This window comes from Streptomyces sp. NPDC088910, assembly GCF_044749865.1.
Classification (GTDB): domain Bacteria; phylum Actinomycetota; class Actinomycetes; order Streptomycetales; family Streptomycetaceae; genus Actinacidiphila.
Genome location: NZ_JBIVIV010000002.1, coordinates 863,165 through 875,238 on the forward strand (window position 1 = coordinate 863,165; position 12,074 = coordinate 875,238).

Sequence of the window (12,074 nt, forward strand, 5' to 3'; positions counted from 1 at the left end):
TCGCGATCCTGCCGCGATGTGGTGTCAGCCTAACCCGAACGTGTGAGGGGCGTCCCGGTGGTTGCCGGGGCGCCCCTCACGGGTGTGGTCGCGCGGGTGTGGCCGCGCCGGGTGTGTGCCGGGGGCCGGGGGTGTCAGTCCTCGCTGGGCGCGCTCGGCAGCTTGCTCTGGATGAGGTCCATCACCGTGGAGTCGGTGAGGGTGGTGACGTCGCCCAGCTCGCGGTTCTCCGCGACGTCGCGCAGCAGGCGGCGCATGATCTTGCCGGAGCGGGTCTTGGGCAGCTCGTTGACGATGAGGATCCGCTTGGGCTTGGCGATCGGGCCGAGCGCCTTGCCGACGTGGTCGCGCAGCGCGCCCGCGAGGTCCGCGCTGTCCTCCGCGGTGCCGCGCAGGATGACGAACGCCACGATGGCCTGCCCGGTGGTGGCGTCGGCGGCGCCGACGACGGCGGACTCGGCGACCTTCGGGTGCGAGACCAGCGCCGACTCGACCTCGGTGGTGGAGATGTTGTGGCCCGAGACGAGCATGACGTCGTCGACCCGGCCGAGCAGCCAGATGTCGCCGTCCTCGTCCTTCTTGGCGCCGTCGCCCGCGAAGTAGCGGCCGGGGAAACGGGACCAGTAGGTGTCGATGTAGCGCTGGTCGTCGCCCCAGATGGTGCGGAGCATCGACGGCCACGGCTCGGTGAGGACCAGGTAGCCTCCGGAGCCGTCCGGCACCTCGTTGGCCTCGTCGTCCACCACGGTCGCGGCGATGCCGGGCAGCGCGCGCTGCGCCGAGCCGGGCTTGGTCTCGGTGACGCCGGGCAGCGGGGAGATCATCATGGCGCCGGTCTCGGTCTGCCACCAGGTGTCCACGATCGGGGTCCTGCCGCCGCCGATGTGCTCGCGGTACCAGACCCACGCCTCGGGGTTGATCGGCTCGCCGACGCTGCCCAGCACGCGCAGGCTCGTGAGGTCGAACTTCGCGGGGATGTCGTCGCCCCACTTCATGAACGTACGGATCGCGGTGGGCGCGGTGTAGAGCAGCGTGACGCCGTACTTCTGCACGATCTCCCAGAACCGGCCCTGGTGCGGGGTGTCCGGCGTGCCCTCGTAGATCACCTGGGTGGCGCCGTTGGAGAGCGGGCCGTAGACGATGTACGAGTGGCCGGTGACCCAGCCGATGTCGGCGGTGCACCAGTAGACGTCGGTCTCCGGCTTGAGGTCGAAGACCGCGTGGTGGGTGTAGCTGGCCTGGGTCAGGTAGCCGCCCGAGGTGTGCAGGATGCCCTTGGGCTTACCGGTGGTGCCGGAGGTGTAGAGGATGAACAGCGGGTGCTCGGCGTCGAAGGGCTGCGCGGTGTGCTCCGCGGACTGGCGCGCGGTGATCTCGTGCCACCACACGTCCCGGCCCTCGGTCCACTCCACGTCCTGGCCGGTGCGGCGCACCACCAGGACGTTGGTGACCTGCGGGGAGCGGGAGACGGCGTCGTCGATGGCGGGCTTGAGCGCGGACGGCTTGCCGCGCCGGTAGCCGCCGTCGGAGGTGATGACGAGCTTGGCGTCGGCGTCGGCGATCCGGGACGCGACGGCGTCGGCGGAGAAGCCGCCGAAGACCACCGAGTGCGCGGCGCCGATCCGGGCGCAGGCCAGCATCGCGATGACGGCCTCGGGGATCATCGGCAGGTAGACCGCGACCCGGTCGCCCTTCTCGACGCCCAGCTCGGTCAGCGCGTTGGCGGCGCGGGAGACCTCGTCCTTCAGCTCCGCGTAGGTGATGCTGCGGCTGTCGCCGGGCTCGCCCTCGAAGTGGATGGCGACCCGGTCGCCGTTCCCGGCTTCCACATGGCGGTCGACGCAGTTGTACGCGACATTCAGCTCACCGTCGGCGAACCACTTCGCGAACGGCGGGTTCGACCAGTCCAGGGTCTGCGTGGGCTCGGTGGCCCAGGTCAGACGGCGGGCCTGCTCGGCCCAGAACCCCAGCCGGTCGGCCGCCGCCTGTTCGTACGCGTCCGCCGTGACGTTGGCGGACGCCGCCAGTTCGGCCGGGGGAGCGAACCGCCGCTCCTCCTTCAGCAGGTTGGCCAGGCTCTCGTTGCTGCTCACGCCAGCTCCTTGTCAGGGTGTCCCACATGTCCCAGCACTACCTCACCAGTCCTGGGCCACCCTGACAATAGCTACCCGAAAAATGGTTTAGACCTTTGCGGCCTCCCGGGCGGTGTCCGGTGCGGCGTCGGGCCCCACCGCCGCGAACACACTCGTCGAACCGTCCAGGATGTACGCCTGCGCCTCCGCGACATGGAAGTACATGCCGTGCAGTTGGAGCGTGCCCTCGCTGACCCGACGCGCCACGCAGGGGTGCGCCATCAGGTGTTCGAGCTGCTGCATGACATTGACCAGGCTCAGCCTTTCGAGGTCGTCGGCGACCGGCCGGTCCGCCAGCGCCACCTCGCCGCGGCCGAGTCTGCCGATCCGGTTGAGCCGCGCCAGGCTGGGGCGGCCGTGCCGCAGCCACCGGGCCAGCGGGGTCTGCGCGCCCGGCTCGTGGTCGGAGCCCAGCAGCGCCTGCATCGCGCCGCACCCGGAGTGTCCGCACACCGTGATGCTGGAGACCTGGAGCACGTCGACCGCGTACTCGACGGCGGCGGCCACCGAGTCGCAGGAGGCGTCGGAGCCGGGCGGCGGCATCAGATTGCCCACATTGCGCACCGTGAAGAGGTCACCGGGACCGCTTGAGGTGATCATGCTGGTGACCAGCCGGGAGTCCGCGCAGGTGAGGAAGAGCTGGCCGGGCCGCTGTCCTTCGCGGGCCAGCCGCGCCAGCTCCTCGCGGACCAGCGGCGCGGTGTTGCGCTGGAAGGCGCTGACGCCGCCGAGCAGTTGACCGCCGCTGGTGGCGGGCACGGTGCCGGAGCGGGTGCAGTGGTGGTTGCGCCACGGCGTCCAGGGGCGGCAGGCGTGCGCGCTCACCGGTTCGCTGACGGTCCGTCCGACCGCGTCGCCGAGCGTCGCGTGTCCGCCGCGCGAACGGTGCCTGGCGCACCAGGCGTTCAGCGCCTCGTAGGCCGCGTGGTCCATGAAGGAGCCGTCCAGCTCCACCACCGCGTTGGCCCCGTCGGGGACCTGGGCGAAGGCCCGGGTCAGCCGGGGCACCGCCAGGAACGTCAACTGGCCGGTGACCCGCACCCGGTGGCACTCCGGCTCCTCGGTGACGGTGATCCGCGTGTGCGTCAGGCGGCGCAGCGACAGGCACAGCGCGACCACGATCCCCACGATCACACCCTGGAGCACACCGAACAGCACCACGGAGCCGAGCGTGGCCGCGTACACCGGGAATTCGCGGTGCCGCTGGACGTGTCTGATGTGCGCGAAGCTCACCATGCGGACGCCGACCAGCATCACCAGGGCGGCGAGCGCGGCCAGCGGGATCAGCTCCAGCGCCCAGGAGGCGAGCCCGGCGCAGAGCAGCACCCACACACCGTGCATCACGGTGGCGCGGCGCGTCACGGCGCCCGCTTCGACATTGGCCGAGCCGCGGATCGCGCCGCCGGCCACCGGCAGGCCACCGAGCAGGCCCGACACCATGTTGGCCGCGCCCTGGCCGAGCAGTTCGCGGTCGAGCTTGGCCGGCGGGGCGTGCGGTCCCGGCCGCCGGCCCTGGAGGGTGTCGATGGCGACCGCGGACAGCAGCGACTCCATGCTCGCGACCAGGGTGACGGTGAGCACGGCGGCGACCACTCCGAGGACCGGCCCCGTGGGCAGGGTGGGCAGCACGGGCGCGCTCCACGCGGGCAGATTCACCCGCGGCAGCGACAGCCCCGCGCTTACGGCGGTGGCCAGGACGACCGCGGCCAGCGGCGCGGGGATCGCGCCGAGCAGCCGTCCCGCCCTGCCTCGCAGCCGTCGCCAGCCGAGCAGTACGGCGACGGTGATCGCGCCGATGGCGGGTGTGGCCGGGTTGGTGACCGCCAACTGGCCGGGCAGCGCGGTGATGTTGTCGAGGGCGGAGCTCTGCGGGCTGCCGCCGAGGACCACATGGAGCTGGCCGAGGGCGATGACCGTACCGATGCCCGCGAGCATGCCGTGGACGATGGCGGGACTGACCGCGAGCGCGGATCTGGCCACCCGCGCCATGCCGAGCACGAGCTGCGCGAGCCCGGCGAGCACGGTGATGGCGCAGGTGCTGCGCCATCCGTAGCGGTGGACGAGATCGGCGGTGACCACGACCAGGCTGGTCGCGGCGCCGCTGACCTGGAGGGGCGCCCCGCCGAGCAGCCCGGCGACGATGCCGCCGACGACCGCGGCGACGAGGCCGGACTGGAGAGGCGCCCCGGTCGCCAGCGCGAGGCCGAGCGACAGCGGGACGGCGATCAGGAAGACCGTGATCGAAGCGGACAGATCGGACCGGTGGATTCTCTGCATAATTCCCGTCTCCTTCGCTGGGCGGCGGGACGTGATTGCGGAGCGTTATCGCTCGCTACTCTCAAGCGTCAGTAAATGGAGAGTAATCGACTGATTGCGGAGAGTGAAGTCCAGAGGTCTGATCGGGGCTTTATTTACTGCTATCGAGTGAATTGGCAGATAAACGGCCAGGTCGTTGCGGTCACGACAAGGTCGCATGTCACTTTTTGGGCAAATCCCTTTTTCTGTGATGTGAGGTACGAATGCACTCCCTGCGCAAGGCACCGGCGCTACTCGCCGTAGCCGCGCTGGCCGCGGGCGCGGTCGCGTGCTCCGCCGCCGGCGGCTCGGGCTCCGGCACCGGATCAGCCGCCGGGTCCGGCCCCGGCGCCGCCCCGGCCGTCGGCCGCGCCGAGCCCGGCAACGCGGGCACCCGCCCCGAAGCCGCGGCGCCCCACGCCGTCCGGCTCATCGGCGACGGCTCGACCGCCGACACCGGCCCGCAGCCCCATCAGCCGGTCTTCACGCGCCTCAAGCCGGGGGAGCGACCGCCGCAGCTCGTCGTGTTCTCCTGGGACGGCGCGGGCGAGGACAGCCAGAAGCTCTTCTCGCACTTCCGCGAGGTCGGCGAGCGCTACAACGCGGCGATGACGTACTTCCTCAGCGGCGTCTACCTGCTGCCCGGCGACCACAAGGACGTCTACGCCCCGCCCAAGCACCCGCGCGGCGCCTCCGACATCGGCTTCAACGACCGCCAGGGCATCACCGACACCCTGCGCGAACTGCGCCTCGCCTGGCAGAACGGCAGCGAGATCGGCACCCACTTCAACGGCCACTTCTGCGGTCCCAACGGCGGCGTCGGCACCTGGTCGAGCGACGAGTGGTCCAGCGAGATCCAGCAGGCCGAGGGCTTCGTGAAGAACTGGAAGACCAACTCCGGCCTCACCAAGCTCGACCCGCTGCCCTTCGACTACAGCAAGGAACTGGTCGGCGGGCGCGCCCCGTGCCTGGAGGGCCAGCACAATCTCATCCCGGCCGCCAAGGCCGCGGGCTTCCGCTACGACGCCAGCTCGATCGGCGGCCGGCAGACCTGGCCCTCCAAGATCGACGGCGTCTGGGACTTCCCGCTCCAGGACATCCCGGTGCCGGGACGCGCCTTCGAGACGCTCTCCATGGACTACAACTTCCTCGCCAACCAGTCGGGCACCGTGCACGGCGACCCCGCCAAGCAGGCCGCCTGGGGCAAGCAGATGCACGACGGACTGGCCGCCGCCTTCGCGCGCGCCTACAACGGCAACCGCGCCCCGCTCTTCATCGGCGACCACTTCGAGTCCTGGAACGGCGGCGTCTACATGAAGGCCGTCGAGGACACCGTCAAGGAGGTCTGCGGCAAGGAAGGCGTGCGCTGCGTCAGCTTCAAGCAGGTCGCGGACTGGATGGACGCGCAGGACCCTGCGGTGCTCGCGCGGCTGCGGACGCTGGACGTCGGCCAGGCGCCCAAGGACGGCTGGAACACCTTCATGGGCGGAGCGCCCGCCGCCGCGACGGCGGGCGGTCCCGAGCGGATCAGGCCGGCTGTGCGCTAGCGGCCGCAGCGGGGCGGGGCAACTGCTCGTGCTGTTCCCGTTCCCGTTCGCCGAGTACGAAGTCGGGGTCGACCTGCGCCGCCAGGTCGGCGCCCGTCTTCGCGTTTCCCCAGCTCTCCGCGTTCTTGAGGTGGAAGTGCACCATCTGCTGGGTGTAGCGCGCCCAGTCCCTGCGCTCATACGTGGCGTCCGCCCGTTCGTGCAGCGTGCGCAGCGCGCGGCGGTTGTCCTCCTCCAGCCGCGCGAACCGCGGCGGCCTGCCCTTCTCCATCGCGCGCACCCAGTCCGAGTGCCCGACGGTGACCAGCAGGTCGTCGCCGACCTCGGCGCGCAGGAAGGCCAGGTCGTCCGCGTCCCGCACCTTGTTGCCGACGACCGCGAGATCGACGCCGAAGTCGCGGGCGTACTCCTTGTACTGGCGGTAGACGGCCACACCCTTGCGGGTCGGCTCGGCGACCAGGAACGTCATGTCGAAGCGGGTGAACATCCCGGAGGCGAAGGAGTCGCTGCCCGCCGTCATGTCCACGACCAGGTATTCGTCGCGGCCGTCCACCAGGTGGTTCAGGCAGAGTTCGACCGCGCCGACCTTGGAGTGGTAGCAGGCGACGCCGAGATCGGACTCGTTGAAGGGGCCGGTGACCATCAGCCGCGCGGTGTCGCCCCCGGTGTTCCCCGCGCTCTCTGTGTCCCCGTCGTCTCGGTGGCCTCGGTCCAGGTGCACGGTGCGCGCGCAGGCCGCGTAGACGGGGTTGTCCTCGACCAGCCGCAGCAGCCGGGATCCGTGGCCGGGCGGGGTGGTCTTGATCATGGTCTCGGCGGAGGCGATCCGGGGGTTGGCACCGCGCAGGTATTCCTTGATCTCCGGCAGGTGCGCGCCGAGCGCGGGCAGCGCGGCGGCGTCGTCCTCCGCCAGCCCGAGCGCCGGGCCGAGGTGCTGGTTGATGTCCGCGTCGATCGCGACGACCGGTACGCGGGAGGCGGCGAGATGGCGGATGAAGAGGGAGGACAGCGTGGTCTTGCCGCTGCCGCCCTTCCCGACGAAAGCGATCTTCATGCTCGCCAAGAGTAGTGGCATGGATACGGATCGTGAGCGTTTGGAGTGGGGAAGGCCACTCTTTCGGGGTCGTTCCGCGGGTTGGGGGGTGGCTAGGGTCGGAACTATGGCTACGAACGCTGATCCCGCTCCCGCCGCCGGTCGGACGGACCCGATGGCTGTCCTCGGCGCGCTGCCGGGCGTACCCGAATCGGTGGACGCCGTACGACAGGCGGTGGACAAGGTCTACGGGCACCGGGTCATGCGGCGCCGCTCCACCGAGGTCACATCGGAGGCGGCGCTGCGCGGTGCCCGCGGGTCCGCGGCGCTGGCCGGCGCCGACTGGCCGCTGGAGGAGGTGCGCAGGCGCAGCGACTTCTCGGCCGACGAGCAGGCGCGTACGGTCGGCGCGGCGCTGCGGCTGACCGCCGAGGCCGGTCAACTGCTCAGTGTCTGGCGGCAGTCGCCCGTGCAGGCGCTCGCCCGGCTGCACCTGGTGGCGGCGGGCGGAGTGGCGGACGAGCCGACGGTGGGCCGCCCGCGGCGGGCGGGGGAGCCGGTGGACGAGCCGCTGGTCGAGATCGCCGAGATCCCGCTGCCCGACCCCGCCGAGGTCGCCGCCCGGCTGGACGGTCTGACCGGCCTGCTGCGGGCGGGCACCGACGCGCCCGCGCTGGTCGTCGGCGCGGTCGTGCACGGCGAATTGCTGTGCCTGCGGCCCTTCGGCTCCTTCAACGGGCCGGTCGCGCGGGCCGCTGAGCGGATCGTGCTGGTCGGCAGCGGTCTCGACCCGAAGTCGATCTGTCCGGCCGAGGTCGGTCACGCGGAGTTGGGCCGGGCCGGTTATCTCAAGGCGCTGGAGGGATACGCGTCCGGTACTCCGGAAGGCATGGTCCAGTGGATCAGCCATTGCGGGCGCGCACTGGAACTCGGGGTCCGCGAAAGTGTCGCGGTGTGCGAAGCGCTTCAGCGGGGCGCCGCCTGAGCGGTCGACCGCCGGATGTGTGGTGGCTGAAAAGAGATGCGGCGGCACCTTGAGGTGCCGCCGCTGCCATGTCCGTCAAGTTACCAGTGCGTGCACGGTAATTGCCGATCAGGCCGGGATCTTCGCCCGTCACCTGGTGCGGCTGGCCCGATAAGCGGGTCGGCTCCGCGTGGGTGCCTGACTTCCATGCTCGGTCCGTGGGGCCTGGTGCTGTGAACTGCGGTCTTCCTCTCGGAACTCCGTGGTCTCGCGGGCCGCTACGTCCTTTGTACCGCCGTGGGAGGCGCAGGGGAACCCCTCGCCCGACTTCTTTACTTTTGGGATCAATCAGGACATAAGGGCGGGCCGACGGCGTCGGGACGCCAGCCACACCAGCCCGGCCGTCGCAGCCGCCGCCCCCACGGCCGCCGCCGCGAGCACCGGCCGGGGCGGCATCGACAGCGACGGAATCCGCTGCCTCAGCCGCACGGGACGGCTGAAAGTCAGCACTGGCCAGTCACGTGAGACGGCCTCCCTGCGCAGCGCCCGGTCGGGATTGACCGCGTACGGATGACCGACCGACTCCAGCATCGGGATGTCGGTCACCGAATCGCTGTACGCGAAGGACCGCTCCAGGTCGTAGCCCTCCGACTTCGCCAGCTCGGCGATGGCGTCCGCTTTTGCGGGACCGTAGACGTAGTGCTCGATCTCCCCGTTGTACGCGCCGTCCTCCACGACCATCCGTGTGGCTACGACATGGTCGGCACCCAGCATCGCGCCGATCGGCTGGACCACCTCGGAGCCGGAGGCGCTGACGATCACCACGTCGCGGCCCGCGGCGTGGTGCTCCTCGATCAGCGAGGCCGCCTCGTCGTAGATGATCGGGTCGATCAGGTCATGCAGCGTCTCCGCCACGATCTCCCGCACCTGCTGGACATTCCAGCCCCGGCACAGCTCGGAGAGGTATTTGCGCATACCTTCCATCTGGTCGTGATCCGCGCCACCGACCAAGTACACGAACTGGGCATATGCGGTACGCAATACCGCACGTCTGTTGATGAGACCGCCCTGGTAGAAGGAGCGCCCGAAGGCGAGCGTGCTGGACTTGGCGATCACGGTCTTGTCGAGATCGAAGAACGCCGCGGTGCGCGGTGGCAGGTGGTTTTCCACGTGACGAGCATAGGCAACCACCATTCGGCGTAAGCTCGGGCGTGTGGGTTTGCCTGAGAAGGGCTTCGGGTACACCATGGAAGTCACGGATCGTTCGCGACCGTGCTAACCCGGTCTGGCTCCTCCCCCCCCGAGTCGGACCGTGGGGACGACCCCCGCTCTCCCCCCCGGCGGGGGTCGTCGCATGTCCGGATGCCTTTTCCCGGTTCTCGCGACGTCCTTCCACTCGCATCCTCATGTCGTTCCCCCTCGCGTGCGGCACGGCTGTGATGCGTACGACGTGTGACGGTCCGTAATCGTTGCCAGGCGTCGGCGAACTCACCCGTGAGAGTGGTGGAGTTATCCACAATCGCTGAGTTGTCCACAGATTCCGACCAAGATCATCTCAATTCTCCTGTCTGCCCCAACCTGATCGCAGGCGATGCACACCGGTGCTCGCGTCAGAAGCGACGGGGGACAGGAAATGACGGGATCGACGACACCCGACCAGCGGCCGACCGCCATCGAAGGGCCGGCCGGGCCGCTGATTGTCACCGAGGACGAAACGCTCCTCGACGACCTGCTGCGGCTGTGCGCCGCGGCCGGTACGGAACCGGAGGTGGTCTTCACCGCGCCCCCGCGCGCGACGAGTTGGGACACCGCGCCCCTCGTCCTGGTCGGCGCCGAGGCCACCTCACGGGTCCAGGACACCGTCCGCCGCAAGGGAGTTCTGGTCGTCGGGCGTGATCTGCACGACCACGACGTGTGGCGCAGAGCCGTCGCGATCGGCGCCGACCATGTCCTCTTCCTGCCCGACGCCGAGAGCTGGCTGGTCGACCGCATCGCCGACATCGCCGAAGGCGTGAGCGAACCCGCCCTGACCGTAGGGGTGGTGGGCGGCCGGGGCGGCGCGGGCGCCAGCACGTTGGCCTGCGCGCTCGCCGTCACCGCGGCCGGTACGGGCAGGCGCACCATGCTCATCGACGGCGATCCGCTCGGCGGCGGCCTCGACATCCTGCTCGGCGCCGAGCGCGTCGGCGGCCTGCGCTGGCCCGACCTCGCCGACTCACGGGGCCGCGTCAACAGCGGGGCACTGGAGGAATCCCTGCCCAGGCTCGACGCGTTGAGCGTCCTGAGCTGGGACCGCGGCGACTCCGTGCTCATCCCGCCCCAGGCCATGCGGTCCGTGCTCGGCGCGGCCCGCCGCCGCGGCGGAGTCGTCGTGGTCGACCTGCCACGGCGCGTGGACGACGCGGTCGCCGAGACCCTCGCGCAGATCGACGTCGGACTCCTCGTCGTACCCGCAGAGTTGCGGGCGGTCGCCGCGGCCACCCGCGTCGCCGCGGCGGTCGGCATGGTCCTCAAGGACCTGCGCGTCGTCGCCCGCGGCCCCTTCGCCTCCGGCCTCGCCGACGACGAGATCGCCCGTCTCGTCGGCCTGCCGCTGGCGGGCCAACTCCCTCCGGAACCAGGCTTGTCGGACGCCCTGTCCGGCAGCGGACCACCGGGCTCCGCGAGCCGCGGCCCGCTCGCCCGCTTCTGCGCCGCCTTCCTCGCCCAGGCCCAGCCCAGTGGCGGGAGCGTGACGGTATGAACGCCGAACTCCTCGACGCCGTACGGCTGCACCTGGCGGAACACGGCGGCGAACCCACCCCGGCACGCGTGGCCGCGGCACTGCGCGCCCGTGGACGCCTGCTCGGCGACAGCGAAGTCCTCGACGTGGTCGCGGCACTGCGTTCCGAACTCGTCGGCGTGGGCCCGCTGGAGCCGCTGCTCGCCGACCCCGCCGTCACCGACATCCTCGTCAACGCACCCGACCAGGTGTGGATCGACCGCGGCAGCGGTCTCGAACGCGCCGCCGTCCGCTTCACCGACACCACGGCCGTGCGCAGGCTCGCCCAGCGCCTCGCGACCACCGCCGGCCGCCGCCTGGACGACGCCCACCCGTGGGTCGACGCCCGACTGCCCGACGGCACCCGGCTGCACGCCGTCCTGCCGCCGGTCGTGGTCGGCTCGCCGTGCCTGTCGCTGCGCGTGGTGCGGGCCCGCGCCTTCACCCTCGCCGAACTCGGCGCGGCCGGAACGCTCGACACCGAGACCGCCCGGCTGCTGCGCGCGGTCCTCGACGCCCGGCTGTCGTTCATGATCAGCGGCGGCACCGGGTCGGGCAAGACCACACTCCTGAGCTGCCTGCTCGGCCTCGTCGACCCCGCGGCCCGCATCGTCCTGGCCGAGGACTCCGCCGAGTTGCGCCCCGACCACCCGCACGTCGTCCGCCTGGAGACCCGCCCCGCCAACCAGGAGGGCGCGGGACACGTCACCCTGCGGGACCTCGTCCGCCAGGCGCTGCGCATGCGCCCCGACCGGCTCGTGGTCGGCGAGGTCCGCGGCGCCGAGGTCACCGACCTGCTGAGCGCGCTGAACACCGGCCACGAAGGCGGCTGCGGCACCGTCCACGCCAACGCCGCCGCCGACGTCCCGGCCCGCCTCGAAGCCCTCGGCTCCACCGCGGGCCTCGACCGGGCCGCCCTGCACAGCCAGTTGGCCGCCGCACTCGCCGTCGTCATCCACCTCGTCCGCGACAACTCCGGCCTGCGCCGCCTCGCCGAGATCCACGTACTCAAGCGCGGCTCCGACGGCCTGGTCGCCACCGTGCCCGCCCTGCTCCGCGACGCCCGCGGCCACCACGAACGCGGCCCCGGCTGGGACCGGTTGGCGGCACTGTGCTCGGCGGGTGCGTCATGAGCGCCCTGCTTTCTCAACCTGATGTCGTGCGGGCTGCCGCCCGGCGTGGTGTTTCTGTTGCTCGCGGGGCTTCGCTGGCGCGCCTCGAATCCTCCTGGCCTGGGCTGCGAGCTGCGGGTCGGGCATCGCTGGGCGGGTGCGTCATGAGCGCCCCGGTCTGTCCACCCTCGGTCATGCGGGCTGCCACCTGGCGTGCTGTTCTGGCGGGG

Annotated in this window: 8 protein-coding genes; 4 read left to right on the top strand and 4 right to left on the bottom strand. The window is 71.2% G+C overall.

What is annotated here, in order from left to right; genetic code table 11:
* Positions 1 to 134: 134 nt before the first annotated feature.
* Together acs and ACIP4Z_RS08255 are read right to left on the bottom strand one after the other, a co-directional pair.
* Positions 135 to 2,093, bottom strand: a complete 1,959-nt coding sequence (gene acs / locus ACIP4Z_RS08250; RefSeq protein WP_355346164.1) for an acetate--CoA ligase — start codon at positions 2,091 to 2,093, stop codon at positions 135 to 137.
* An 87-nt stretch (positions 2,094 to 2,180) separates the two neighbouring features.
* Positions 2,181 to 4,409 carry a SulP family inorganic anion transporter gene (locus ACIP4Z_RS08255; RefSeq protein ID WP_355346161.1) on the bottom strand — a complete coding sequence of 743 codons (2,229 nt, stop codon included), beginning with the start codon at positions 4,407 to 4,409 and terminating at the stop codon, positions 2,181 to 2,183.
* 242 nt (positions 4,410 to 4,651) lie between these two features.
* Here ACIP4Z_RS08255 and ACIP4Z_RS08260 point away from each other — a divergent pair, with 242 nt between their 5' ends.
* Entirely contained in the window at positions 4,652 to 5,974 is a 1,323-nt protein-coding gene (locus tag ACIP4Z_RS08260; protein ID WP_401305931.1) for a hypothetical protein, read from the top strand.
* Here ACIP4Z_RS08260 and ACIP4Z_RS08265 read toward each other — a convergent pair.
* Positions 5,955 to 7,028 (bottom strand): ATP-binding protein, encoded by a 1,074-nt coding sequence (locus ACIP4Z_RS08265; RefSeq protein ID WP_401305933.1) that lies wholly within the window; start codon positions 7,026 to 7,028, stop codon positions 5,955 to 5,957. The two genes, ACIP4Z_RS08260 and ACIP4Z_RS08265, sit on opposite strands and share 20 nt — an antisense overlap.
* Before the next feature lie 106 nt (positions 7,029 to 7,134).
* On the opposite strand from ACIP4Z_RS08265, the gene ACIP4Z_RS08270 reads away from it, so the two are divergent.
* Positions 7,135 to 7,992, top strand: coding sequence for an oxidoreductase (locus tag ACIP4Z_RS08270; protein ID WP_355346152.1), 858 nt, complete (start codon positions 7,135 to 7,137; stop codon positions 7,990 to 7,992).
* A gap of 327 nt (positions 7,993 to 8,319) precedes the next feature.
* Here ACIP4Z_RS08270 and ACIP4Z_RS08275 read toward each other — a convergent pair whose 3' ends face one another.
* A complete protein-coding gene (locus ACIP4Z_RS08275; RefSeq protein WP_401305936.1) occupies positions 8,320 to 9,165 on the bottom strand; it encodes an HAD family hydrolase in 846 nt (281 codons plus the stop codon).
* Between the two features lie 439 nt (positions 9,166 to 9,604).
* Here ACIP4Z_RS08275 and ssd point away from each other — a divergent pair, with 439 nt between their 5' ends.
* The gene (gene ssd / locus ACIP4Z_RS08280) at positions 9,605 to 10,714 is read left to right on the top strand and encodes a septum site-determining protein Ssd (RefSeq protein ID WP_401305938.1); all 1,110 of its coding nucleotides are present in this window, start codon (positions 9,605 to 9,607) and stop codon (positions 10,712 to 10,714) included.
* A complete protein-coding gene (locus ACIP4Z_RS08285; RefSeq protein WP_401305940.1) occupies positions 10,711 to 11,865 on the top strand; it encodes a TadA family conjugal transfer-associated ATPase in 1,155 nt (384 codons plus the stop codon). The genes ssd and ACIP4Z_RS08285 overlap by 4 nt, the downstream gene beginning before the upstream one ends.
* The last annotated feature ends 209 nt before the right edge of the window (positions 11,866 to 12,074 follow it).